General features: G+C 47.0%; 23 protein-coding genes. 10 read left to right on the top strand and 13 right to left on the bottom strand.

The genetic code is table 11. From position 1 onward, the window contains the following. Nucleotides 1–12 precede the first annotated feature (12 nt). On the bottom strand, nucleotides 13–1,653 hold the full coding sequence (gene pyrG / locus O9334_RS06915) for a glutamine hydrolyzing CTP synthase (RefSeq protein ID WP_287999723.1): 1,641 nt from the start codon (nucleotides 1,651–1,653) through the stop codon (nucleotides 13–15). Nucleotides 1,654–1,917: 264 nt separating this feature from the next. Between pyrG and O9334_RS06920 the strand changes: the two genes are divergently transcribed. Then, nucleotides 1,918–2,271: a membrane protein gene (locus O9334_RS06920; protein WP_045357938.1), complete on the top strand. Its 354-nt coding sequence runs from the start codon at nucleotides 1,918–1,920 to the stop codon at nucleotides 2,269–2,271. Between the two features lie 54 nt (nucleotides 2,272–2,325). Here the strand turns inward: O9334_RS06920 and O9334_RS06925 are convergent, their stop codons facing one another. From O9334_RS06925 to O9334_RS06945, 5 genes are read right to left on the bottom strand one after another with little or no spacing between them, the layout of a single operon-like run. Then, nucleotides 2,326–3,096 carry an ABC transporter permease gene (locus O9334_RS06925; protein WP_287999724.1) on the bottom strand — a complete coding sequence of 257 codons (771 nt, stop codon included), beginning with the start codon at nucleotides 3,094–3,096 and terminating at the stop codon, nucleotides 2,326–2,328. Between the two features lie 12 nt (nucleotides 3,097–3,108). Then, nucleotides 3,109–4,317, bottom strand: a complete 1,209-nt coding sequence (locus O9334_RS06930) for an ABC transporter substrate-binding protein (protein WP_287999725.1) — start codon at nucleotides 4,315–4,317, stop codon at nucleotides 3,109–3,111. A gap of 4 nt (nucleotides 4,318–4,321) precedes the next feature. Next, on the bottom strand, nucleotides 4,322–5,104 hold the full coding sequence (locus O9334_RS06935; RefSeq protein ID WP_045357943.1) for an ABC transporter ATP-binding protein: 783 nt from the start codon (nucleotides 5,102–5,104) through the stop codon (nucleotides 4,322–4,324). Then, nucleotides 5,101–6,216 (bottom strand): acyl-CoA dehydrogenase family protein, encoded by a 1,116-nt coding sequence (locus O9334_RS06940; protein ID WP_287999726.1) that lies wholly within the window; start codon nucleotides 6,214–6,216, stop codon nucleotides 5,101–5,103. The genes O9334_RS06935 and O9334_RS06940 overlap by 4 nt, the downstream gene beginning before the upstream one ends. A gap of 12 nt (nucleotides 6,217–6,228) precedes the next feature. Continuing rightward, entirely contained in the window at nucleotides 6,229–6,759 is a 531-nt protein-coding gene (locus O9334_RS06945; RefSeq protein ID WP_002796116.1) for a DUF4242 domain-containing protein, read from the bottom strand. Nucleotides 6,760–7,142: 383 nt separating this feature from the next. Here O9334_RS06945 and O9334_RS06950 point away from each other — a divergent pair, with 383 nt between their 5' ends. Then, a complete protein-coding gene (locus tag O9334_RS06950; RefSeq protein WP_045357947.1) occupies nucleotides 7,143–8,534 on the top strand; it encodes a serine/threonine-protein kinase in 1,392 nt (463 codons plus the stop codon). Here O9334_RS06950 and O9334_RS06955 read toward each other — a convergent pair. From O9334_RS06955 to O9334_RS06975, 5 genes are all read right to left on the bottom strand, one after another. Continuing rightward, nucleotides 8,526–9,965 carry an aminotransferase class I/II-fold pyridoxal phosphate-dependent enzyme gene (locus O9334_RS06955; protein WP_045357949.1) on the bottom strand — a complete coding sequence of 480 codons (1,440 nt, stop codon included), beginning with the start codon at nucleotides 9,963–9,965 and terminating at the stop codon, nucleotides 8,526–8,528. The genes O9334_RS06950 and O9334_RS06955 overlap by 9 nt on opposite strands. A 172-nt stretch (nucleotides 9,966–10,137) precedes the next feature. After that, nucleotides 10,138–11,952, bottom strand: coding sequence for an ABC transporter ATP-binding protein (locus O9334_RS06960; protein ID WP_045357950.1), 1,815 nt, complete (start codon nucleotides 11,950–11,952; stop codon nucleotides 10,138–10,140). Nucleotides 11,953–11,974: 22 nt separating this feature from the next. Then, nucleotides 11,975–13,051 (bottom strand): phosphotransacetylase family protein, encoded by a 1,077-nt coding sequence (locus O9334_RS06965; protein WP_287999727.1) that lies wholly within the window; start codon nucleotides 13,049–13,051, stop codon nucleotides 11,975–11,977. A gap of 34 nt (nucleotides 13,052–13,085) precedes the next feature. After that, nucleotides 13,086–13,463: a type IV pilus biogenesis protein EbsA gene (ebsA, locus tag O9334_RS06970; protein ID WP_045357952.1), complete on the bottom strand. Its 378-nt coding sequence runs from the start codon at nucleotides 13,461–13,463 to the stop codon at nucleotides 13,086–13,088. Between the two features lie 120 nt (nucleotides 13,464–13,583). After that, on the bottom strand, nucleotides 13,584–14,840 hold the full coding sequence (locus O9334_RS06975) for a GAF domain-containing sensor histidine kinase (protein ID WP_045357954.1): 1,257 nt from the start codon (nucleotides 14,838–14,840) through the stop codon (nucleotides 13,584–13,586). Between the two features lie 392 nt (nucleotides 14,841–15,232). Between O9334_RS06975 and O9334_RS06980 the strand changes: the two genes are divergently transcribed. Continuing rightward, nucleotides 15,233–15,553, top strand: coding sequence for a DUF3155 domain-containing protein (locus tag O9334_RS06980; protein ID WP_002768353.1), 321 nt, complete (start codon nucleotides 15,233–15,235; stop codon nucleotides 15,551–15,553). 283 nt (nucleotides 15,554–15,836) lie between these two features. Continuing rightward, the gene (locus tag O9334_RS06985; RefSeq protein ID WP_287999728.1) at nucleotides 15,837–16,628 is read left to right on the top strand and encodes a response regulator transcription factor; all 792 of its coding nucleotides are present in this window, start codon (nucleotides 15,837–15,839) and stop codon (nucleotides 16,626–16,628) included. Nucleotides 16,629–17,003: 375 nt separating this feature from the next. Here the strand turns inward: O9334_RS06985 and ftsH are convergent, their stop codons facing one another. After that, entirely contained in the window at nucleotides 17,004–18,899 is a 1,896-nt protein-coding gene (ftsH, locus tag O9334_RS06990) for an ATP-dependent zinc metalloprotease FtsH (protein WP_045358001.1), read from the bottom strand. A gap of 214 nt (nucleotides 18,900–19,113) precedes the next feature. Here ftsH and rimP point away from each other — a divergent pair, with 214 nt between their 5' ends. The 5 genes from rimP (at nucleotide 19,114) to O9334_RS07015 (ending at nucleotide 25,241) form a co-directional block, all read left to right on the top strand. Further along, nucleotides 19,114–19,584, top strand: a complete 471-nt coding sequence (gene rimP / locus O9334_RS06995; protein ID WP_045358002.1) for a ribosome maturation factor RimP — start codon at nucleotides 19,114–19,116, stop codon at nucleotides 19,582–19,584. 309 nt (nucleotides 19,585–19,893) lie between these two features. Next, nucleotides 19,894–21,090, top strand: coding sequence for a transcription termination factor NusA (gene nusA / locus O9334_RS07000; RefSeq protein WP_287999729.1), 1,197 nt, complete (start codon nucleotides 19,894–19,896; stop codon nucleotides 21,088–21,090). Next, entirely contained in the window at nucleotides 21,087–21,368 is a 282-nt protein-coding gene (locus O9334_RS07005; protein ID WP_002738851.1) for a YlxR family protein, read from the top strand. Before nusA ends, O9334_RS07005 begins: the two co-directional genes overlap by 4 nt. Nucleotides 21,369–21,479: 111 nt before the next feature. After that, the gene (gene infB, locus O9334_RS07010; protein ID WP_287999730.1) at nucleotides 21,480–24,536 is read left to right on the top strand and encodes a translation initiation factor IF-2; all 3,057 of its coding nucleotides are present in this window, start codon (nucleotides 21,480–21,482) and stop codon (nucleotides 24,534–24,536) included. Nucleotides 24,537–24,671: 135 nt separating this feature from the next. Continuing rightward, on the top strand, nucleotides 24,672–25,241 hold the full coding sequence (locus O9334_RS07015; protein WP_190381615.1) for a low-complexity tail membrane protein: 570 nt from the start codon (nucleotides 24,672–24,674) through the stop codon (nucleotides 25,239–25,241). A 49-nt stretch (nucleotides 25,242–25,290) separates the two neighbouring features. On the opposite strand, the gene O9334_RS07020 is transcribed toward O9334_RS07015, so the two are convergent. Beyond that, the gene (locus tag O9334_RS07020) at nucleotides 25,291–26,019 is read right to left on the bottom strand and encodes a carbonic anhydrase (RefSeq protein ID WP_045358240.1); all 729 of its coding nucleotides are present in this window, start codon (nucleotides 26,017–26,019) and stop codon (nucleotides 25,291–25,293) included. A gap of 35 nt (nucleotides 26,020–26,054) precedes the next feature. Between O9334_RS07020 and O9334_RS23120 the strand changes: the two genes are divergently transcribed. Continuing rightward, nucleotides 26,055–26,246: a hypothetical protein gene (locus O9334_RS23120; RefSeq protein WP_072024785.1), complete on the top strand. Its 192-nt coding sequence runs from the start codon at nucleotides 26,055–26,057 to the stop codon at nucleotides 26,244–26,246. The last annotated feature ends 15 nt before the right edge of the window (nucleotides 26,247–26,261 follow it).

The following is a 26,261-nucleotide window of genomic DNA, read 5'->3' on the forward strand; positions in this document are numbered from 1 at the left end:
GACCGGCAAACCCTAACTAATAGCCGAATGCTGACCACTAAGGGAGAACTTTTGCTCTGCACTCTTGAGGGCTGCTTTCATGAAACCATAAAAGAGAGGATGAGCTTTATTGGGACGGGAGCGAAATTCGGGGTGAAATTGGGTAGCAATAAAGAAAGGATGTTTTGGTAGTTCGATAATTTCCACCAAACGACCATCAGGAGAAGTGCCACTCACCAGATAACCAGTCTCGAAAAAGAGACTACGATAGGCATTATTGAACTCGTAACGGTGACGATGGCGCTCATAGATAACCTCTTGACCGTAGAGAGAGAAAGCCAGACTATCGGGATTTAAACGACAGGGATAGAGACCTAAGCGCATTGTTCCCCCTAAATCTACCACATCTGCCTGTTCTGGCAGTAAATTAATCACTGGATTCGGTGTATCCTCTTCAAATTCGGAACTATTAGCCCTTTCCAATCGGGCCACATTGCGACCCCATTCGATAATCGAACACTGCATCCCTAAACAGAGACCCAAGAAAGGAATATTATTGACCCTAGCATACTCGATCGCCTTAATTTTGCCATCCACACCCCTAATACCAAAACCACCTGGTACAACAATACCGTCAACACCGCTTAAATGAGCTTCGGCCGAATCGTGGTCCACATCTTCGGCACTTACCCAACGCAATTCTATCTCGCTATCAAGGGCAATAGCAGCGTGTTTCAAGGCCTCTACCACCGAGAGATAAGCGTCCCCCAATTGCACATATTTACCGACGATAGCTATCTCTAATTTTTGACCGGGGGATTGCATCTGTCGGATGAGATTTTCCCACTCCTCCAGATGGGGGTATCGGGGACCCAGGTTTAATAATTCTAGGGTTTGTTGCGCTAATCCCTCTTTTTCCAGATTGAGAGGCACTTCGTAGATACTGCTGGCATCCTGAGCAGTAATCACCGATTCCACCGGCACATCACAGAAAGCTGAGAGTTTTTCTTTTAACCCCGGTTGTAGGGGTAGATGACAACGACAGACTAACACATCCGGTTGAATACCGATCGATCTTAATTCCTTGACCGAGTGTTGCGTCGGTTTCGTTTTCATCTCCTTAGCGGCCGGAATCCAAGGAATTAGGGTAACGTGCATATAAACCACGTTATTTCGACCTACATCCTTCCTAAATTGCCTAATTGCTTCTAAAAAAGGCAAAGATTCGATATCTCCCACCGTACCACCAATTTCTGTGATGACAATATCGGGGTTGGTATCTTTGGCCACCCGGAGAATCCTTTCCTTGATTTCGTTGGTAATATGGGGGATTACCTGCACCGTTCCCCCCATATAAGCACCACGGCGCTCTTTATTCAATACCGCTTGATAAATCGAGCCGGTAGTCACACTATTGAGACGGGAGAGTTCCGTATCGGTAAAACGTTCGTAGTGGCCAAGGTCGAGGTCGGTTTCGGCCCCATCATCGGTGACAAATACCTCTCCGTGTTGAAAAGGACTCATCGTACCCGGATCCACGTTGATATAGGGGTCTAATTTCAGAATTGAGACGGAATAATCCCGACTTTTCAACAATCTTCCCAAACTAGCAGCGACAATTCCTTTCCCAATGCTGGAGACGACTCCCCCAGTGACAAAGACAAATTTACTCATAAAATTCTTCCTGCGATCGATTATACCTAGCAAGGGGTAAGAGTTTTCGGGATGGGGTTGACCCTGAGAGAAGCCGAAGGGCGGTGTCATTTTCCCAGATTTCATTATAACCGGAGGATCTATACCCCGATCCTCGTTTTAGCTCCCTCTCGAAAATCTATTGGACCACAGCTTAATCCGTCTTCAGCCGCCTTCATCCCGATCATCTAAATTTTTCGCTACAATCGAGAGTACTAAGACTCAGGCAATTGTAAAGTAATATTAATGATAGATTTTAATACTCTCGCTGAATTTTCCCGCAACTATTGCGTCTCGATTTGTGCCTTTTTAGTACCCGCTAACTTAGTAACCACCCTTTTAACGGTTCTTTTTCTCTATTTCGGTCGTCCTACCCGTCAAATCTTCCCCATTGCTTCCCTAGCTTTGTTGTTCGCTGTCACCATGTTTTTCCACGTCGCCACCTGGTTGATGATTGGTGTGGTTATGGCCCCCACTTTTATCCTCTTTGGACTAGGTTTAACCTGTTTTGTGATCAATTTTCAAGCCATTAGCGATCGCCAAAGCTTGGAACAGTTATTACACACTGGTGTTAGTCGTCTGGCCCGCTCTTTCAACTAAGGAAAAGCGCCAAGACTTCCCCCTTCCCACTTCCCCCATAGTTGAACCAATAGGCTAATCTTGATGCGTCCAAGAGCGATGGGCCAGACGCAAACCCCAATCGAGCAGATAACCAATCGCGCCAATAACGAGAATCACCGCCATCAACTCCGAATAAGCGAGTCGATCGCGTGTATCGAGAATATAATAGCCCAAACCCGCACTAACCCCCAGCATTTCCGCCGGGACAAGAACGATCCAGATAATACCTATAGCCAAACGGAAACCAGTTAGGAGATGGGAGAGGATCGCAGGCAGAATAATCTGGAAAACCGTTTCCCCTCGGGTAGCACAGAGACTGCGGGCTAAAGTCAACCAAGAGCGATCAACCGCATTAACCCCGGCAGCCGTATTGAGAAGGATCGGCCAGATAGCCGCCACCGTCAGCAAAAAATACACCGGTAGATCACCAATTCCCAAAACCATCACCGCTAAAGGCATCCAAGAAAGGGGCGAGATCATGCGTAGAAATTGAAATACAGCCGACAAAGCCGATTCAAGGGAGCGATACAACCCGATTAATACCCCCAACGGCACACCGATGGCACTAGCGAGAACCAAGCCCACAATAACCCGGCGGCAACTGGTGAGGATATGGGGCATAATCTCCCCCCCAACAAAAAGACGTAATAAAGCGACAAAAGATCGCTCAGGGGAAAAATCATTTAAAATCGGTTTTGAGTGCCATAGAGGACTGGTAAATAGCCACCAGAGCAATAATCCAAAACCGATACCCCATAAGGGTAGTAAAGATATTGGCGGGGAGGTCAAAGATTGTGACTTCATAGGTTCAGACCTTTAAAATTTGATCGTCTCGATGCGGGAGAGATTATTCGGTAAGCCGAAAGCTTTCGGTCCGCCCACCTGTTGCAAGGCATTACGGACAAAAGAGTCATCCACGAGATCCCGCGCCACCTGTCGGGGTTGCAGTTTTTGGAGAAAATCCGTATTTCCTTCCACCTGAGTGGTTTTGAGCAAGCGTACCAGTTCCGACCTATAGGAAGGGAAAGGATAGGGCTGGAAATCGATCCGGTTGACTTGCCAAGCTGGATTCTCGATCGCCCCGTCTTTTTTATAGAAATTGCGATCATAGTAAGTAAGCGCCCGTTGCAATACCGGCAGCGGGTGAGGCGTATATTTTCCACCATCTTTAGAGAGAATCCGAGCTACTTCGGAGCGATTGCCCCGGGACCAGAGTTGGGCTTTAACGAGGGCGTTTACCACCCTCTGCGTCCATTGTTTCCGTTCCTTAATATCCTCCTCGTGAACAAAGACGACGCAACAGGCGTGATTCTTCCAGACATCGCCAGTGAAACGGAGAACCCTACCGGTTTTTAGATTTTCCGCCGCCGCGTTGAAAGGTTCAGCAACGATATAACCGCCGATGCTCTTATTGGCGAGGGCTGATACCATATCCGGGGGCGGGAGAACCACTAGATTAACCTCGTTAGAAGCGATCGGCGCGTCCTTGGCTTTGCGAACTATTTTCAGCCCGTTACGTTGTAAGAGTTGTTGCAAGACCAAATTATGAATCGAATACCAGAAAGGAACCGCGATCGTTTTACCTCCCAATTCCCTGGGATTTTCAATATCGGGAAGGACGGTGAGGGCTGAACCGTTGGTATGGTTCCAAGCGACGATTTTAGCGGGGAAATTGCGCCCGTAACGAATCCAGATCGAGGTGGGAAAAAGAACATGAATAACGTTCACCTGCCGAGCGAGAAAGGCTTCAACAATCTGCGCCCAAGAACGGAATAGGCGCGGTTGTTCTGTAGTTAAACCTTCCGCTTGATAAAGTTTTCGGGAGTGGGCTACCAATAGGGGGGCGGCATCCGTAATCGGTAGATAACCGATTTTCACAGGCTGATCGTTGGCATTGGCGTGAACGGGGAGATTCCAATTATCGGCGGCGATCGCTGCTCCGAAGGAACTGGTAAACAGTGCCGAAAGTTTCAGGAAATCTCGACGGCTCATGCCGCAACAAGCACAATTATGGTGTAGGTTCATGGATTTACAGTGTCATGACAAGGGCTAATTCTTGAAAAATTGACTGGCGTAGATCACTCAAAAGCTTGGCTGACTCGAAACGGGGTTTCGGCATCGAGATGGTCCATTCTCGGCGGATGCCCACCGGATGACGGCCCATGAGAAGAACTCGATCGGCTACTAATAAGGCCTCGTCGATGTCGTGGGTAACGAGGAGAACCGTGCTGTTATAGAGAGCTATGACTTCTAGGAGGAGTTTTTGCATCTCGAAACGGGTGATCGCGTCGAGGGCGCTAAACGGCTCATCCAGGAGGAGGAGAGAGGGGCGCCGGGCGAGGACGCGGGCTAGAGAAACTCTCTGAGCCATACCGCCCGATAGTTGATGAGGATAGGCACGCTCGAAGCCCTCTAGTTTGACGCTTTTAACGGCGGTGTGAACCCTTTCGCGTAATTGCTGATGATCGAGGCGGGGCATCCGCTTTAATTTCAAACCAAAAGCCACGTTTTGCCAAACGGTTAACCAAGGTAAAAGGGCGGGGGATTGAAAGACGATCGAGCTGCGGATGTCTGGGGCTTGTAAGGGTCGTGAGTGCAATTGTATTTCTCCGCCATCGGCACTCTGCAAACCAGCGGCGGTAGCAAGGAGGGTAGATTTACCGCAACCACTGGCCCCAAGCAAACAAACCACCTCACCGGAGCGCACCTGTAGGTTAATATCCTCAAAAACGGTACGGTAGCCATGGCGGGTTTTATAGCGTTTATGGAGATTTTTGAGGGTGAGGACGGGGTAATCCGTGGCGACGCTCATTCTCTCACCCCCGCTCGCTCGAGTTCGCCAGGGAGAATTTTATCGGTAGAGGACTGACGTTGTAATTCTCTTTCTAGTTGAATCAGGCTCGGAGTTAACACCGGTAAAAAGGCGACCTCGCGCAGCCGTCGGGCCGTGTCGCTATTACGGAAATAGCCTTTTCCTCCCTTAATTTCCGCTTCTAACCATACGGATTCCACCGCTAACCGGGTAATGTCCACTCTGAGGGTGAATAGTTGGCGTGTTCGTCCGAGATCGAAGCTTTCTAGGGTGCTGAATTGCTCGATTGTCTTTTCTAGACGAGTCAGACGCTCCCGGGCGAAGAAATAACGATCGCTGGCTACCGCTGCCTTTCCCCCTAAACTTTTCTCTGTCTCCCCAAGGGATTTACGCGTAATGCCAAGGGCCAGTCCGCATTGTAACAGCAAGAAACAGGGGCGGACTGAGGGTAAAAATTTTGCTGCTTCCAAGCTGATAATCCAGTCGTGAGATAACTGAACTCGATCGAATTCAAGGGTACTGGTGCGGGAAGCCTGTAAACCCAATAATTGTAGGTCTTCACCCCGTTTTAACCCCTCTGCGAAGGAGGGAAGGGCGAGGATAAGAGTTTCTCCCGATGTAGTTTGAGCGGCAACGGCTACTATGAATTCTCCGTTAGAGTCGAGGTTAGAGGCCCAGGGCAGGAAGCCATTAACAGTGACGTTTTCTCCCTCGATCTTTGCCTGTAAACGCAGCTCCTCGATCCCGCCGAGGTACTTCATGGCGTTGGAGAGTCCTGTGGCTCCGGCTATCTCTCCCTTGAGAACAGCAGGTAGAATTTTGTTTTGTAGGTAAGTGTTATTACTGGCGGCCAGATATTGGATGAAGACGCGCTGACACCAGAAAACAAAACCGGTGGTCAGGCAGCATTGGGACACAGAGGAAATCGCCTCTACTGCCTGTAATAAGGAGCCACCCCGGCCTCCTAAGCTTTCAGGTATAGCATAGCCGAACCAGCCCGATTCTCCTAGCTTGGTTAGGGCCCAACCGACGTTGAGATTAGCTGTACCGTTGTTGAGGTCAGTGGCTCTTTCTTCCAGAAAAGAAAGGATTTCGGAGCCTCGATCGAGCATAATTGTTCTCTCCTAGGGGTGAATATTTTCAATCGAGGTCAAACTATCTATAGGTGCGCCGACCACTTCTCTGGCTCTTTTTACCGCCGCTTCATCGGGACTATCGTAGAAACAGAGACATTTACTCAAGTCTTCGCAAATATATGTACGCTCGAAACTGACTTCCGGCACTTGAGCATAAAGGGGGGTTTTCTCCGCTTTTCGTTGCAGGTAAGTTTCCATCGTTAGCCCCGGGGGTAAATTCCACTGTACTAGATAGTTGGCTTTGTCTTTGCGCTCTCGCACAGTGGCTAAGTCCTGCCCAATCAAGCGCATTTCCTTGATTAGTTGCCAACTTAGCCCAGCGTTTTCTAGTACTTGTTCGAGGGAGGCGCGATCGATCGCTTTGATAATCAGGAATAACCGCCCTTCTGTTTCACCGATTAGGGCTTCGATTAACTCTCCCTGGGATTTTGATGCGAGTGTGGCAATGCGCTCCAATATCTCGCTCACCTCTTCTTTTGTCCTTTCTTGTCGATCATCCTCTACTAGATATAGAGTCATAATTCATCTCAAATACATTTACAATACATTTGAGTTTACTGTCTTTGGGAAAAAAAAGCAATATTTTCAAGAGCCTGAAAACGAGGTGACACAGGAGTAGATGGTTCAAGACCGTTTCGCTCAAGTCGTGGCCAGAACCCTTGCCTTGGGTGATATGCGCGACCCGATTTTTTCGATAAACGCCCTTATCTGGCTGGATTTTTTTCAGCCTTTTTTGTGGCCAAAGACTTGACAAACTCCAAAATTTCTGCTAACCTTGTAGTATAATGGGAATCCGTGTCGGCCTACGAACGCTCTTTTTAACTCTTTCTCAAGAACAAAAATTTTAACCCGAATTGCCGGTAGTAGCTAAACTAAGAGCAGTACCACGGGAAACGGTGACTATGGAAGTTATTTGCACGCGTCCACACTGTCCGAGACCGCGTAATCAATGCCTAGACCTAGACGATAGCAATCTTTTAACCTCGATCGAGCAGAAATATTGTATTACTTGCGGGATGCCATTAATTTTGGGTGGACGTTATTTACCAGAACGTCTATTGGGAAAAGGAGGATTTGGAGCGGCATTTTTAGCAGTAGATCGTTATAGTCCCAAAAAAGCTAAATGTGTACTCAAACAATTTCAACCTTCCGGTAATTTAAGTCCGCAAGCTTTAGAAAAAGCAAAAAACTTATTTTTTCAAGAAGCGCACGTTTTAGAAGATTTAGGAAGAGAACATCCCCAAATCCCCGATCTCTATGCTTTTTTCCCTTTAAAAGTCAAGAATCAATTAACGGGAGAAGAAGAGCAATTTTTCTATCTGGCCCAGGAATATATCGACGGTAAAAACCTAGAAGAAATTCTCCAACAGCAACAAAAACCCTTTCAAGAAAGTGAAGTTAAAAACCTTCTCAAAGAATTACTTCTTATCCTCAAATTTATTCATGAAAATGGTTCCATTCACCGGGATATAAAACCATCTAACATCATGCGCGACAAAAATGGTCGCCTCTATTTACTCGATTTTGGGGCAGTAAAACAGGCTACCAATAATCCCAATAATACACAACAGAAATCCACAACAATTTACTCAGCTGGATTTGCTCCTCCCGAACAACAATTAGGCAATCAGGTATCGGCAGCCACAGATTTATATGCCCTAGCAGCTACCTGTGTTATACTCTTAACTAATCGCGATCCTGATGATCTATACGATCCGCAAAAACAGGTCTGGAATTGGCAAAATTATGCCCCTAATATCAGTGCAGATTTAGCCCAAGTATTCAATAAAATGTTACTAGCAAATCCCCGGGATAGATTTCAATCCTGTGGAGAAGTTTTAAGCGCTTTAAATCCTCCTCCCCCATCTCCTCCACCTTCTCCAATTCCTCCATCTTCCCCATCTCCTCCACCTTCCCCAATTCCTCCAGCTTCCCCAGTGATGAGAAAAACTTTCCGCTTTTCTCTTGGGGAAACTTTCGCTAATGCTGCCTTTACAGGATTTGAGGGGACATTATTAGTAATTGCCTTAAATAGTTTAGTCCCCTCGGCAGGAATTGTCATCGCCTTTATGATTTTAGGTGGCTTAGTTTTGGCATTATTTAAAAAAGTAATTGAAGGGAGAGATTTACCGATTCTAGCAGCAATTACCCTCGCCTTCCTGTTAATTCCGCAACTGCAAGGCAGCCTAAGTTTTCCTGAAATTGCTATCATTGCCGTGATGGCAGCCATCGGGGCAATTGCTATTACCGCCTTTTTCCGGTTAATATATCAGATAATTTTGCGATTATTTTAAAACCCTAAAAGTTTCAAAATTATCATCACTACCGCCAGTAATTGTGCCACCGAGGTCTAAAATAGTTTGCAGATAGTCGAGGACTTCCTGAGAAATTAACTCACCCGGCATCAAAACGGGAATACCGGGGGGATAGGGACAGATAACATCAGCACTAAGACGATCGAGGGCATTTTTCCGGGATACTATCTCTGTAGGGGCAAAAAAAGCCTTTCTAGGAGAAATAGTCGAATTTCCCGTGACTGGGGCAGGAGTGGGGGGTAAACTGGTAGAGGAAGGGGATTTAAGGCATTGAAAAGCAGTAATGAGGCGATTAATGTGTTCGCGATGATTGCCGATGGAGATAATAAAAGTAAGTTGGCTTAAAGTCGGTAATTCTGCGGTGACGGCGTATTTTTCTCGCAAAATATCGTCTATTTCGTAACCAGTTAAGCCAAAATCTTTGACGATTACCGTTAAACGAGTGCGATCGAACCAGTGACAACCCGGGATAGAATGGGGAAAGTCTAAAACAGAGATATTAGGGATTTTATTGAGTTCTTTTCGGGCAGTAGCGGCTAAATCGAGGGTTTTGGTCAGTAAATCTAGTCCTTGCATCGCCATTTGCTTTCTAGCACTATCAAGGGAGGCGAGAAGTAGATAACTAGGGCTAGTGGTTTGAACTAATTGTAAGGCTCGATCGACTTTTTCGGAACTAATGCGATCGCTTTTTAAGTGTAACATCGATGCTTGAGTTAATGCCCCTAAAACCTTATGGGTGGACTGAATAGCCATATCGGCGCCGAGAGACAGGGCAGCCGGAGGTAAATCGGGATGAAAGGCAAAATGCGCCCCGTGAGCCTCATCGACGAGCAGCGGGATAGAATAATGATTGGTAATCTGGGCGATAGTTTCTAAGTCACAGCAAACCCCTTGATAGGTGGGAGAGACTACCATCACCGCTTTGGCGTCGGGATGAAGTTTCAGGGCATTTTCGAGGGATTGGGGGGTTATATTTAAATTTAGATCGATAGTGGGATTATATTCGGGATTGATAAAGATAGGTCGCGCCCCGGAGAGAATTAAGCCCGAAATTGCCGATTTATGAATATTTCTCGCCAAAATAATTTTATCTCCCTCGCCGCAAGTGGCTAAAATCGCCGCAATAATGCCACAACTGGAACCATTGACCAAAAACCAGCTTTTATCTGCCCCAAATGTCTCGGCTGCTAAAATTTGCGCTTCTTTAATCACTCCCGTCGGGGCAAACAAATTATCAAGGTCGGGTAATTCGGGTAAATCGGCTTTAAAGACGCTTTTTCCCAGTAAATTACTTAAATCTTCCCCGATTCCTTCCCCCTGCTTATGCCCTGGCGCATAAAATGGTACATCCAAACTATTGACTTTTTTTTGCAGTTGTGATACCAATGGAGCGGATTCTGGTGAAGGCATTTTGGGGTGTGGGGGGTTTGTCAGTTATCAGTAAACAGTAAACAGTAAACAGTTACCAGTAAACAGTAATTAGTGAAGATTGATCGGTGAATAATATCATTTAAAACTTAAAACTTAAAACTTATCACTTTAATCTGATCACTGATAACTGATAACTGATAACTGATAACTGTTAACTATCTGTGCCTAACATTTGCAGTTTATATAAACTAGCGTAGAGGCCGTCTTTAGTTAATAAATCTTCATGGGTTCCCGATTCGACTAATTCCCCGCGTTTAAGGACAAGAATTCGATCGACATCGCGAATAGTAGAGAGACGATGGGCGATAATAATAGCAGTACGATCGACTAAAATCTGTTCTAAAGCTTCTTGAATTAATACTTCTGTCCCCACGTCTAAACTAGCGGTAGCTTCATCTAAAACTAAAATTTCGGGGTTACGAATAGCGACTCTCGCAAAAGCGAGTAATTGTTTTTGTCCTCCCGATAAATTTGCGCCCCGTTCCCGTAAACGGGTATTATAACCATCGGGTAACTCCTCGATCAAGTGATCGATATTGGTTAATTTAGCTGCTGCCTTCACCTGCTCAAAATCATAATTTTCCCCTAAAGTAATATTGCGAGTAACATCTCCAGCAAAGAGAAAAGTTTCTTGGAGAATGACACCGATATAACGTCTTAATTCCGCTTGGGGAAGATAACGGATATCGATACCATCCACTAGAATTCTGCCCTTACTTGGTTCGTAAAGACGACAAAGAAGACGAATAATTGAACTTTTTCCCGCACCAGTCGGACCGACTAAAGCGACTTTTTCCCCGGGATGAATGGTAAAATTGAGACCTTTGATAATATATTCATCGGGTTTATAACCAAACCAAACATTCTCAAAAATAATCTCGCCAGTTTGACGTTTTTCTGGGAAATAAAGCTCTTTAGAACTGTTAGTATCGGCGATTTCAATGGGAATACTAATTAATTCCCCAATGCGTTCGATAGCAGTAAAACCCGATTGAAACATGGTAAATTTTTCGGCAAACTGACGCAGGGGATTAAAGAGACGTTGGGAGAATAAAATAAAAGCCGATAAAACCCCAAAATCAATGGTTTTCTGGAGAATCAAAATCCCGCCTAACCATAATACTCCTCCCACGGCAATTAATCCGATCCATTCCAAAGTGGCCGACACAGCCGAATCGTAAAAAATTGTTTTATCTAGGGATTGACGATAGTGAGTATTGATAGAGCGAAACATTTCAGCGTTAAAGCGTTCGCGGCGAAATAATTGAACAATATTAACTCCGACTACATTTTCCTGTAATTGGGCATTAAGTTTTGATAATTCCTCGCGTACTTGATAGTTAGCGATGCGGTATTGTTTTTGAAAAAAGATAATTAAAGCAGTGACGGGAAATAACATCAACACCAACAATAGAGCTAATTGCCATTGCAGGGTAAACATGGTGATGATAATAACTAAAATATTGACCAGATCACTGACAACTCCGATCGCCCCACTAGCAAAAACTTCTCCTAATGCTTCCACATCGCTGGTTAAACGAGTGACTAAACGTCCCACGGGAGAGCGATCAAAAAAACTAGAGGAAAGGGAGGTGACATGGGTAAATAAATCTTCCCGGACATTAGCAGTAATTGACTGACCGACTTTCTGCACTAGATAACCTTGTGTTGTCCCTAAAATCAGTCGTAAAATAATCGCAGCCGACAGGATAATAATTAGGGTATTGATGGCTGCTGTTAAGGGCATTTGAGCCAAAAAATCCCAAGTTTGTTCCTTTTGCAAAAGGGAGACCGCTTGACCGATAATTAAGGGTTGGACTGCCCCCGTGAGAGATAGGGGAAAAAGAAGTATTAATGACCAAAATAGCAGGGCTTTTTGCTTTTTTGCGTAGGGAAGTAGTCTTAATAATAATCTCCAGTCATTTTCTTTGATCGGAGGGGACACAGGGGGGGATGATGGAGCCATATTCTCGGCAGCTGGGGAGAAATTACGCCCCTATTGTTAACTTTTCTAACAGGCGATCAATCTGAAAATGTTCCTCCATTAATTCTCGAATACAAGCAACTTTTACCTGTTCCTGTAAGCGAATCTTCCCGAAGGCCTGATCGACGATTTCCACGGTGGTGAGAGTATCTAAATTTACCGAGAGAATCGGTACTTCTAAATCCTCGGCCCGGCCTAGAATCAGGGGATCCGGAGAGATGGAACCGGTTAAGATTAAACAGGTGGTGGAAGTTTCTAGGGCAGCTAACTGTAGATCTGTGCGATCGCCGCCCGTAATCACGGCCATATTTTCCCCCTTGCGAAAATATTCTAAAGCGGCGTTGACATTCATGGCCCCGATCGCTAAACTTTCCACCATCCAATCCAAACGATCGGGCCGACATAGCACTTTTGCTCCTAAAAGATGGACAATTTCCCGAACACTAATACTACGCAGCAGTTTACTAGCGGGTAACAGTCCCAAAACTTCCACGCCTTGGCCAGCGAGATAGGGTTTCAGGAGGGATTGTACTTCATCCCAATCATCCGTGGGAATATCACTGATTACTACCCCCAGCAGCTGATTATTTAATTCCCGTTGCGCTTTCAGCAGACTCTCGGCAATTAGGGGAGAACTATAGCGGGCCACCAATAGGATCGGAGTCTGGAGAATTTTGGCCATCTCCCCCATGGATAGCTGAAAAATGCTCCCTTCCCAGAGGGTCCCCGGTCCTTCGAGAAGGGTAATATCACTGTTAACTCGATCGAGATAGCCGGCAAGAACATTGCCGTAGTCCTGTTTATCTGTACCTTGTAAACGTTTAGCAACGGAATCCACATCTGTGTAAATCACCGGTAAACGCAGCTGCTCGGGGGATAATTCTAGTAATTGCCGAATAAATTCTACATCCTCATCGACCAGTTGCCCATCGACGTAGCCCGGACAATTGCCCATTGGTTTGCCGTAACTTATCTCTAGTCCTTTTTGTCGCAAGAGATGCGCTAAACCGACGACAGTTCCCGATTTACCACTAAGGGGTTCTAGGGAAGAGATAAGTATAGATTTGGCTGATTTGGCCACGATTTGCTCCTTTTAACCCGTAAAATCCCGACTTTTATTCTTCAAATCGCAGGAGTTTCCGATAAAATCCCTGCGAAAAGTCGGCCGAACCTAGCTGCTTAAAGGTTTTAATCGCATCGATGAGATATTCGATCAACTGGGAGTTAATAATCGTCATCTCATAGCTTAGGTCGGCCTGTCCTTCAAATTGTAAACGACAACGGGTCAATTCCGAGGGCAATTTTGATACATACCAAGAGGCCACAAAGGGAATCCCTTCACTGTTTTCTATGCGACGACGACCTTCTAAAGATCCTCCTTGATACAAAGTGATCGCATAGGGCAGGATACTATGTTTGTCCTTGGCATAGTAGGGCATATATACTAGCACATCGGCCTTATTAGCGGGTTCCAATTGTTCGATAGTCGCCATAATTAGTTAATTCTTTGCTTCACAGCCAATTTACCAGTGACACTGATATTTTCGATATATTTTAACCGATCACTCAGGGAATCTCACTATCGAGAAAATAGGCAGAATTTACGGGCCCGATCATTTTCCTATACTGAGGTTATCGTCGGGCATAACTGGCATACTAACCCGAAAAACTGTGCCGGGGTAGAGGGAACTTGTTGGCTCGGGATTGGGACTGATAAATTCAATCGTCCCCCCCATGCTGGTAATTAATTCTTTGGCGATCGCTAAACCTAATCCCGTACCAGGTATATCTCCCCCCGCTTGCACTCCCCGGTAGTGACGTTGAAAAATTCTTTCTTGATCGCTCCTCGGAATACCATAACCCGTGTCTTTAAAAACAATTTCTACACTATTCTTAACATTTTTTACCTCGACGGTGACTTTTCCGCCGGCGGGAGTATATTTGAGGGCATTATCGATTAAATTGCTGAATACTTCCCGCAAACTGGGGATATTGGCGCGAATAAGTGGTATGTCTTCCCCGTGAATCGTTTCTAGACTGAGATTTCTCTCTTTGGCTACCGCTTGGGCGGAAAGGAGCAGCGGATCGAGAAGATCATGGAGATCGATCGGAGTTAGTGGGCCGCTGCCAGCAGGCAAGAGAAAGGCGGTGGGGGAAGATTGCCCTTGCAGGAGAGGAATATCGACAGTGGGGTAATTTTCGCTTTCTTGCTGAATTTGTGCCTCAAATTCGGCAATTAAGTCCCGAACTCGATCGCTTTCCCTCAATATACCGGTAATGGCGGGATCGTTACCTTCTTCGGCTAAAAGTCTTTTGAGCAGAAGTTTACCAAAGGTTTTTAAAGCGGTGAGGGGATTGCGGATTTGATGGAGAAAGGTATCGAGGCGCTGACTTTGCCATTGTCGATAATAACGTTCTTCTCCTAATTGGCGATCGAGTACACAGGCTAAAGCGAGGGTTTGGGTGATTTTTTCCATCTGGGTTAATTCCCAACTTTGCCAAGGTCGTTTTTCTCTGGTTGTCACCAATAATCCGATCATGCCCTCTTCATACATTAAGGGTAAAAACAAGCGATGACTGCTGACGGTCTCCTGATTACTCCAGAGGTGGGATAAATCTTCTAGCTTAACCGCAGTTAACAAGTCTGCCTCTGGTTGCCCTGGTTGTAAGGAAAGCCGCTTTTTTTGGGGATAAGGGGGATTAAAAGGAGGATAAACAACGACTGGGATTAAATTACTCGATAAAGGTTCAGTTAAATAAACCGCACTTCTGTCCGCTTCCATTTGCTCCCGCAAAAGTTCCATCTGTGCCTGACAGAGGGCAATAAAATCATCACTAAGGGGAGTCCGGGAAGGGGAGGAGAAGGCCATACCAAGAAAGTAAAAAGTAAAAAGTCAGAAAACCTAGATACAGCTAGGGTTGCGAGTTTTGTTTCCCAGTTTACACAGGAGAGAAGGGCGATCCTCTTGGGTCGAGGGCAGCCAGTAAAAAGCAATTAATTAGGACAAGGGTTTGCTCACTATTTTCGGGGTGGATCACGGTATGTATTAAAAAAAGTTTAAGAATAATAAGTTTTGTATCGGGATTTGGGGGTGTGTTTTTATAACAAAAACTTAAACATAGTCTCAGTCTAGCTTCCAGTCAAATTTGTTTGTAATTGGGTTGGTGAGAGACACTTGATTTCTTGGTCTAGAAGGGATATAATCGCTACGGCTTTTGTAACTATCATTACAACGATTAGCCAAAACAGGAGGTAATTGGGTTGGCCAGAAAACGGAAACGTAAAAGTCGCCGTCGTCAAGAAGGACGTAAGATACTTGAACTTGTACCCCAGTATAGTATTGAAAGTGGCGAAGATAAACCCGTAACTGCGGCGCGTAAGTATATTCAAGCTATAGGCATTAGCCCACCAGCTTTATTGATTGTTAAGCGTAACGAGCATACAACCGATCGCTATTTCTGGGCTGAAAAAGGACTGTTTGGAGCGCAATATGTGGAGGAAAACCACTTCCTCTTCCCAAGTTTGCGCGACCTGCAGCCCCAGCCCCAGCCCGTCAAAGCACCGGTAGCAGTTGCCAAATAACTCAAAGGACTATTAATCGTATCATGGAAAGTCAACTCGTTTACGGAAAAGTAAACGAGTTTTTTTTGAGCATAAGAGGAGAGGGGAGCTTTTTTTCAGTGAACAGTGATCAGTAAACAGTAATCAGTGAACTGAAAACTCACATCTGATAACTGATAACTGATCACTGACAACTGATTCAAAGCTGACGACCGACGAATGTTACGATTGTTACAACATCTTGACATTAATTCTGATATCCTGACAATGTGTCAATCTGTGCAGTAATGGGGCAGAAATTCAAGTGGTATCGATCCATATTTCTATTGTTGAGGGCAACCCGCACTTGCGATCGCTATTAGCTTGGCATCTGCAACAGGCCGGTTATTTGGTCAATCAATCGGCAAACCTGCAAAGTGCGCGTCAAGCTTTCCTTCATCGTCAACCAACCTTAGCAATTATCGATTCCGACTTGCCAGATGGGGATGGGATCGAACTCTGCCGTTGGCTTTATCAACAAAAACAGTCTTTAATACTGATTCTCTCGGCCCGTAATGGCGAAAAAGATGTGGTCAATGGTTTAAAAGCAGGGGCCGACGACTACCTGAAAAAGCCCTTTGGAATGCAAGAATTTATGGCTAGGGTAGAAGTGTTAACCCGTCGTTTACGCGGTGTGGCCGCTCCCCTACACTTGGATTATGGGGAATTAAAAATAGATTTAGCCCAACGACGGGTACAATTTCACGGGGAGTATATCGAATTAACGCCCCAAGAATTTAGTTTACTCTACGTTTTAGCCCAAGCGGAGGGAACACCCCTATCAAGAGCCGATTTGCTGCGTCGCGCTTGGCCCGAGGAAATCGATAATCCCCGGACAATTGATACTCATGTTCTCTCTCTGCGAAAAAAAATCGAAACCGATCCCAGGCAACCTAATTTAATTCAAACTGTCCGCAACGTCGGCTATCGTTTCAATCTAGAAATGTTGGCCGAGATGACTTCAGCTTTAGAAGCTAATATTATTGCCCCCACCAAAGGCAATCATAATGGCCATTCCATTAATAAAATTCCTGCTCACACTAAATCCGGTTATTAAAGACTGATTATCTATTCCCTCTTACCCCCCCTTGCCCCCCCTGCCCCCCCGATGTCGGGGGGGCAGGGGGGTGGGGGGTTGGGGGGGTTGCCTCTTGCATGAGTGCCTCTCCTCATAACTAGCCTATACTCAACGGATTTAGTAAGCTAAGACGCATTTAAAGCGCTTATTCTTAAGATTAGCCGAATCTCCCCCAATCCCTTTACTGTTGCCTCTTGCCTCTTGCCTCTTGCCTCGTCTCAACAAGCAATTTAAATGCGCGGGCAGCTTATCACAATGTTAGTCGTTAATTCTGGCTTTCTCCGACTGATTAGCAGATTTTTTGCTGAAATCGTCTCCTAACCACTGAATCGAAGCGAGGAGACGAAGGGCAAGTTAAACCATAGTCACCATTGACCGGTCCGCTTGTCGCTGAAATTCCGTCAATAAACGCCGGAATTCTTCGCCGTCAATGGTTTCCTGTTCAATCAGTATATCCACCAAGCGATCGATCGCCACACGATTGTCAAGGATAAGTTTTGTTGCTAAATCGTGGCATTGCTTGACAAGTTCCCGTACTTGTGCATCAATTTTCGCCATCATCGCGAAAGAATGGTCGGCATGATAACCAGCACCAGCACCACCGAGATAGGAATTGCCCTCCTCCTCTAGGGCAATCAATCCCAATTCCGACATTCCCAGACGCGTTACCATCTGTCGGGCCAGATAGGTAATTTTTTCAATATCATTACCGGCCCCGGTGGTCACTTCATCCTCACCGAAGACACATTCCTCCGCCACTCGTCCCCCTAATAATCCCGCAATTCGGGCTAATAACTGGGAACGACTGGTTAAACCCTGTTCTTCATCGGGAGTGAACCAAGTTAACCCCTGCGCTTGACCCCGGGGAATCAGGGTGACTTTTTCCACTTGATCGTGGCCGGGACAGAGAGTACCGACAATCGCATGGCCGACCTCATGATAGGCGATCAAACGCTTGGCTTTACTATCAACTAAAGCGCGCCCTTCCATACCGGCCACAATCCGATCGATGGCATCGTTGACTTCCGCCATGGTAATGGCCTCTTTCCGCCTTCTAGCGGTAAAAATCGCCGCTTCGTTGAGCATATTAGCCAAATCTGCCCCAGTAAAACCCGGTGTGCGCCTGGCGATCGCCTCCAGAACCACATCAGCAGCCACCTTTTTATCGCGAGAATGGACCTCTAAAATGCCCAAACGTCCCTTAAAATCTGGATAATCCACCACTACCTGCCGATCAAAACGACCCGGACGCAAGAGGGCCGAATCCAAAACATCAGGGCGGTTGGTGGCGGCAATGACAATAATGCCAGTATTTCCTTCAAAACCGTCCATTTCCGTCAATAATTGGTTCAGGGTTTGTTCCCGTTCATCATTACCTCCCCCATAACCGATCCCTCGTTGACGACCAACGGCATCAATTTCATCGATAAAAACCAAACAAGGGGCATTTTCCTGGGCTTTTCGGAACAGATCTCGCACTCGCGACGCACCAACCCCGACAAACATCTCCACGAATTCCGACCCGGAGATGCTGAAAAAAGGCACTCCCGCCTCTCCCGCGATCGCTTTAGCCAGTAAAGTTTTCCCCGTCCCCGGGGGACCGATTAACAGGACTCCTTTGGGGATTTTTGCGCCAATAGCCGTAAATTTTTCCGGTTGTTTGAGGAATGTCACCACTTCCTGTAAATCTTCCTTGGCCTCATCCACACCCGCCACATCATTGAATTCTATGCCAGTTTTCGCCTCCATCTGAAACCGCGCCCTTGATTTACCGAAGTTCATCGCTTGACCGGAAGCATTAGCGGAACGACGGATAATAAACACCAATAATCCCAAGACGATAATAATCACTAACAGGTTAGTGAGAACATTGATCAGGGCCGAATTGTCAGTGCGAGGGAGAATACCGTACTCAATTTTTTCAGCATCGAGTTTCTTGATTAATTCGGGATTTTGGTCAAATAAATTGACTTCTTTCGGGGGATCCTTGTCCGTTTGACCGACGAGGGTAACTGCTGCCTGCTGCAAAGAAGGATTGATTTCGACCTTTTTTACCTTTCCTTGCTCGATTTTCTCTAACAATTCACCGTAGGTGAGGGTATTTGGGTTTTTTTGACTCCAAGCAGCAGTGACATGGCCAAAGGTTTGCAGAATCATCCAAGTGGTGACAATCCCTTTCCATACTGGCCGATTACCACGATTCTTGGCTGACTTGGCTCTAACTACGGTGAGCGGAGATTTTTGATCCATAATTGACTCTATATCTAGTTACCCTGTATTCATTGTGACAGATCGACTTGATCGTGACCACTGTTCTGTTTTCCCCCAGGCACGACCCCGGGGGCAAATAGTGATGACGGTTTTTTGCTATACTGTATTCAGCTAGGTGGTCTAACAACTGCCTATCCCAATCACTAACAGTTTAGGGAAGTGGGTTTCGCCCGCTTTTTTTATTGTCTAAATCATGACCCATCCGCTCATCCCCGACCTGCTGCACCTAGCCACCCCTATCGCTGAAAACTTGGGGCTAGAAGTGGTCGATATCGTTTTCCAAACCAATAAAAGGCCTCCCGTCCTGCGCGTCGATATTCGCAATCTTGCGGGAGATACTGGTTTAGAGGACTGTGAGCAGATGAGTCGGGCTTTGGAAACCGCCCTCGACAGTCAAGAAATCTTACCAGGGGCCTACGTTTTAGAAATATCTAGCCCCGGCATTTCTCGACAACTGAGCAGTGAGCGCGAATTTCACTCTTTTAAAGGCTTTCCCGTCATCGTTACTGGCCAGGATAGCCAAGGAAAACCGCAAGAATGGCGCGGAAAACTGCAAGGTAGAGATGAGCAATCTATTTATCTTAACCAAAAAGGTCGCTCCCTGAGCATCGATCGCACCACTGTCATCAGCGTCCGTTTGGATGAGCAGCGCAATAATCAGTGATCAGTAAACAGTAAACAGTAAACAGTAAACAGTAAACAGTAAACAGTAAACAGTAAACAGTAATCAGTAAACAGTAATCAGTAAACAGTAATCAGTAATCAGTAATCAGTAATCAGTAATCAGTAAACAGTAATCAGTAATCAGGGATAAGGATGAAGATAAATAAATAACTAACTAACTGATTAACTTAAAACTTACATCTGATAACTGATCACTTACATCTGATAACTGATCACTGATAACTGCTCATTGATACAAGGCTAATAGCTAAAAAACTAATGACTCAAAAGTAAGGAGAAAAAAATAATTATGGCCACTGTTAATTTGCCTGGTTTAAAAATAATGCTCGAAGAAATTAGCCAACGACATAATTTGCCAAAAAATGCCGTACAGGAAGCCTTGCGTGAGGCACTTATCAAGGGGTATGAACGCTATCGACGCGCCCAAAGTTTAGAAAAAGCCGCTCAATTCCATGAAGATTATTTCAATAACTTTGATGTAGAATTAGACGTAGAAGAAGAAGGCTTTCGCATCCTTTCTACTAAAACTATTGTCGAAGAAGTGACCAATCCCGACCATCACATCGGCCTCAAAGAAGTGCAAGAAGTGGCCGATGAGGCCCAATTAGGGGATGAAGTAGTTCTTGATGTCACCCCCGACCAAAAAGAATTTGGTCGTATGGCGGCGATTCAAACTAAACAGGTTTTACTGCAAAAACTGCGGGATAACCAACGCAAACTGATTCAAGAGGAGTTCCAAGATCTGGAAGGAACGGTTTTACAGGCCCGAGTCGTCCGTTTTGAAAGACAGGCCGCTATTGTTATGGTACAAAGTACCTACGGTCAACCGGAAGTGGAAGCAGAACTACCCAAACGGGAACAACTGCCCAACGATAACTATCGCGCCAACGCCACCTTTAAAGTGCTGCTCAAAAAAGTCCTAGAAGGTTCTCACCGCGGCCCGCAATTAATCGTTTCCAGAGCGGCGGCGGGTTTGGTAGTATATCTGTTCGCTAACGAAGTTCCCGAAATCGAGGAGGAAATCGTGCGTATTGTCGCCGTCGCTCGAGAAGCCAATCCCCCCTCCCGTCACGTTGGTTCGCGGACAAAAATCGCCGTCGATACCTTAGAGAGAGACGTGGATCCGGTTGGGGCCTGTATTGGGGCCAGAGGTTCGCGGATTCAAGCCGTGGTGAACGAATTGCGGGGCGAAAAAATCGACGTGATTCGCTGGTCTCCAGATCCCGCCACCTACATCGCCAATGCCCTTAGTCCCGCCCGTATCGACCAAGTTTTGTTCACTAATGCCGAAGAAAGACAAGCATTGGTACTGGTGGCACAGGATCAATTGAGTTTAGCGATTGGCAAAGAAGGGCAGAACGTGCGTCTAGCCGCCCGTCTGACGGGCTGGAAAATCGATATTAAGGATATAGCCCTCTATAAAGGTGAACAAGAGGTAAAAACCGATGAAAACGACCCAGAAGCGCAGGATTTAGACCGAGAATGAACCCCTTCGTCAATTATCGACGCTGTATTAGCTGCCGTCTCTTCGCCCCGAAAGAATCCTTTTGGCGAATTGTCCGACTACACCCGTCCGGACAGATACAATTAGATCAAGGCATGGGAAGGGCTGCCTATATCTGTCCGCAACCTAATTGCCTGCAACTGGCCCGGCAAAAAAATCGTCTCGGACGGGCCCTAAAAGCCAATATTCCCGAAACGCTCTATGAATCCTTGCAAGAGCGCCTCGGTACTGCCAAGCAAGGTCGTCCAAATCAGGATTAAAATTGACGATCATAGCCACAAAATCGTTAGCATGGAAAGGGGGCAGTCTTGACAGGATAAAAAAATCAGCCAACTTATAGGATCACTAACACTTTAGCCGGGGGATAATGGATGAGTAACGCGAAAGTCAGAATTTACGATTTATCAAAAGAATTGAATCTAGACAACAAAGACATTTTGGACATCTGTGACCAGTTGAACATCGAGTACAAGAGCCACAGTAGCACGATCAGCGAAGAGGATGCCCAACGCATCAAAGCAATCGCTGCGAAGGGAGTTGTTTCGAGTACCAGTAAAAATAGCACGGGTCAGCGAGAATCGGTTAGTCCTGCCGAAGAAAAAAAACAAAAGATTTTGGCCCTGCATAAACACAACCGCCCCGAAACCGGCGAAGAGGGTCAAAGCTATCCCGGTCAGGCCGGTTCCTCGGCCAAACCGACTTTAATCAGTCCCCCTCGTCCCCCGGTTAAACCCCTTGTCGCTCCCCCGGGGCGCGACGGTGCGGCCGAAAAAACTCCCTCCACCGCTGCGGAGATGCTATCTCAGGCCGCCAGTGTTAAAGAAACCCCGACCGAAACCCCGCTAGTGCCAGAAGCAGCCCCCACCTTAATCGCCCCACCTAATCGACCCTCCCTCACCCCGAAACCACGCCCTGAAACCGCCTCGGGCCGGCCAGAACCCCGACCTAAAAATGCCCCTGGCAGTAACGACAAGCCCCCTTGCCCTGAGCCAAGTCGAAGGGGGGGAGAAAAACGCGAGCGCGGCGAGAGCGAAAACGCCCCTAGTCCTGAGCGCAGGGTTAGCTTGGCTAAACCAGAAAAACCGACCCTCAACCGCAAACCCGACGGAAAAAGCCCGAAACTGGCGGAACCAGCTAGAGAAGTGCGGGAGACGGTGGAATTGAAGCGCCCGGTTCGCCCCGGTATGCCCGCTAAAATCTCGGCTACTGGCGAGGAAGAAACCGACACCACCAAGAAAACTGGCGTTGATGGCACAGAAATCGATACAGATACCGGATTGCTCGGAGCAGACGGGCTGAAAAAACTCAAACGACCGACCATGCCCCCTCGCATGGCCAAAAAATCTACCTGGGAAGAAGAAGAAGAAGAAGAGAAAAAAGCGGCCAAAACCGCCAAAACTGCCGGCAAAAACAAACGCCGCACCCAAGCCCTCTTTGAAGATGATGATGATCTAGAATCGGAACTATCCGGGTTAATCAATAGCCCCAGTTTTACCCTCTCCACCGCTCGTCCCCCCAAACCGCCCACCGCTAAAGCTGCCACCCCTAGCACTCCAACAGCAGTCAAAGTTAAGCGGCCTAGTAAACCAACCGCCCACACCGGCGGCCCGAAAAGCGAGCGCCAAGAACCCCAAGAGGAAAAACGCCCGGAAAGCATCGTCATCACCGGCAGTCTCACCGTGCGCGACCTCTCGGAATTGATGAAAGTCCCCGAAACCGAGATCATCAGAACCCTATTTTTTAAAGGGATGGCGGTTAATATCACCCAAACTCTCGACGTGGACACGATCGAAATGATCGCCAGGGACTTCGAGATGACCGTGGAAACCCCCAGCACCCAGTCGGCGGCGATCAAAACCACGGAAATGATCGATGTCTCCGACTTGGAAAGTCTCCAGCGTCGTCCCCCCGTCGTCACCATTATGGGTCACGTTGACCACGGCAAAACCACCCTCCTCGACTCGATCCGCAAAACCAAAGTCGCCCAAGGGGAAGCCGGCGGCATCACCCAGCACATCGGTGCTTACCACGTCGATGTGGAACATAACGGCAAACCGGAACAGATTGTCTTTTTGGATACCCCCGGCCACGAAGCTTTTACCGCCATGCGCGCCCGCGGGGCGAGAGTCACCGATATAGCGGTGCTGGTGGTAGCCGCCGATGATGGCGTACAACCCCAAACGAAAGAGGCAATCAGTCACGCCAGGGCCGCCGAAGTCCCCATCGTTGTGGCGATTAACAAAGTCGATAAACCTTCAGCTAACCCCGACCGGATTAAACAGGAATTGACCGAACAGGGACTGGTGGCCGAAGATTGGGGCGGTGAGACGATCATGGTTCCCGTGAGCGCCCTGCGGGGTGAAAATCTCGATAATCTGCTGGAAATGATTCTCTTGGTGGCAGAAGTGGAGGAATTGGTCGCTAACCCCGATCGCTTGGCTAAGGGAACCGTCATCGAAGCTAACCTCGATCGCACCAAAGGTCCCGTGGCTACCCTGCTCGTCCAGAATGGTACTCTCCGGGTGGGCGATAGCATCGTCGCCGGTTCCGTTTTCGGCAAAATTCGGGCGATGATCGATGATCGCGGTCAAAAAGTCGAAGCGGCTACCCCCTCCTTCGCCGTGGAAATCCTCGGTCTTAGTGATGTCCCGGCCGCCGGCGATGAATTCGATGTCTATGAAAGTGAGAAAGAAGCCCGATCGATCGCTGATCAACGGGCGATCGAACGACGCAACACCCGTTTACAACAGGCCCTCTCTTCTCGTCGCGTTAGCCTTAGCACCCTCTCTATCCAAGCTCAAGAAGGACAACTCAAGGAACTTAATCTCATCCTCAAGGCAGATGTGCAAGGTTCCGTCGAGGCCATCCTCGGTGCGCTCAAACAGTTACCCCAAAACGAAGTGCAGATTCGGGTTCTCCTCGCCTCTCCGGGGGAAATCACCGAAACCGATGTGGATCTGGCCGCCGCTAGTGGTGCGGTGGTGGTGGGCTTTAATACCACCCTGGCCAGTGGTGCGCGCGCATCCGCCGATCGGGAAGGGGTCGATATCCGCGATTACAATATCATCTACAAGCTTCTGGATGATATTCAAGGGGCGATGGAAGGTCTTCTTGACCCCGAAGAAGTGGAAGAACACCTCGGTTTTGCCGAAGTGCGTGCCGTCTTCACCGTCGGCCGTGGGGCCGTGGCGGGCTGTTATGTCCAATCAGGTAAACTGGTGCGGAATCGCTTCCTGCGCGTGCGTCGCGGCAAGGAAATTGTTTATCAGGGAGTTCTCGATTCCCTCAAACGGATGAAGGAAGATGCCCGGGAAGTGGCCACCGGTTTCGAGTGCGGTGTCGGTGTTTCTAAATTCAATGACTGGAAAGAAGGCGACATTATCGAAGCCTACGAAATGGTCATGAAACGTCGCACTTTATCCAGTTAATTACACTTGAACCGTCGGGAGTCGGGAGTCAGTTATCAGTTATCAGTCATAATTCCCCCACTCCCCCACTCCCCCATCTCCCCACTTCATAATTCATAATTCATAATTCATAATTTATAATTATCATTTGCCTCTATGAAATCAGAACCTTTTTTGTGGATTCATCTGGCAGGGTTAGCGGCTTTGCCAATCTTTTTACAAATCGCTTGGATTGGTTTAGCTGTGGGTGATCCCTTGCCTTTTCTTTGGCTAGAATGGCTATTTCTAGGAGCGATCGCCATCGTCCCCGTTTTTTGGATGCAGTGGACAAAACCTTTTGATATCTTTAGTCTTTTGTTGGTTGCTCTGAAACCGAGTCAACTCACCCCCGAACAGTTAAAAATTCTCTCTCTTTTTCAACGTCCTCGCCATCGTCTTCTTACTCTTTTGGGAGTCGTCCTCTTAATTCTCATCGCTTGGCCAATCTACAATTTTGCCCCTCTAGCGGCTGCCGTGGCCGCCTATCTCCCCCAATGGCGGCTTTTAGGTTTAGCAATCGCTGGGATCGCTCTCCTCTTAAGTCACCTATTTCTACAGGTTCCCCTGAGTGTTCTCGGGGTTTTAGCCACGAAGGAAAGTGACTGGACAGCCGCAGAAGCTTTAGTTATTGAGCGCATTCCTGAGTTATTTACCATTGTTGGTCTAAAAGTTAATAAAATTATCTAAATTAGCTGAAATGCAGACAATTTCTGCGGTTCGACAGGCTCACCGTCCACTAGGAATGCAGGATCGAGCGCCCGTTTAAGGGTTGAATATTCCTCGCATTACGGGGAAAAATTGCGGCCAATTGTTGCAGTTGTTGGGGAGAAATTTTGATCGCATTTTGCCAGACTAACCAGAGAACATCCTCGCTACAGGGGGGAGTGGACAAAGACCCCCGATATTCATAAAAATCGCTATTTTCTGGCAGTAAAAGCCCGGCATTGACCCAAGTATCGGGGATAATCATTTCAGGAGAAGGTTCTCGGGGCAAATAATCCCAAATGGTTTGTAAATAGGGATTAAAAGCACCAATTTCGGCTAAGATGCCCACAACTGCTAAATTTCCCCTCCCATTTCGATGCACTAAATGAATTTCTAGAGGGAAAGACTGACCTTTAATCTGATGTTCGCTGGGATGATGAAAATGAAACTGCAATAAATCCCAGTTTTCGCCGTGAAAACTCATGTTTCCACCTTTTTCGGTCTGAACCAAGATTGTACGACCGTTATGGCGAATTTTTAGGGGTACAGGACGATAATTAAAGGTGGGGTGGTATAGCTCTTTTTCAGTCACTATACTCAGATCGATCGGTGTTTGTTGCTTTCCCGTGGTGCAGAGGCGATAATTCCTTGATAATTCGCCCCAATGGTCAATATTTTGGTAATTCCAAGCAAATTCTGGATTAATAGCCCCAAAAAGAGCCTGAGAGCCTATAAATTGCAGTAATTCTCGTCTATACATGGGATTAAATCCAGCAATCATCGGATAATTAGGGTTTGCTGAAAAAGTTTTTCGTGGGGGTAGGGTGTGGCCCCCCCAACCCCCCCGACATCGGGGGGGTTGGGTGTGGGGTGTGGGGTTTTACCCATTTTCAGGTGGTCAATTACCTAAGTTTCAGGGAAAAAGTGCCTAATTCTCCCCCCCGATCCCTCCCATATCTGGCACTTTTTGATTTCAAAAAAGCCTAAAGATATTATCCAACA

It is taken from the genome of Microcystis sp. LE19-8.1F (assembly GCF_027531715.1).
Taxonomy (GTDB): domain Bacteria; phylum Cyanobacteriota; class Cyanobacteriia; order Cyanobacteriales; family Microcystaceae; genus Microcystis; species Microcystis wesenbergii_A.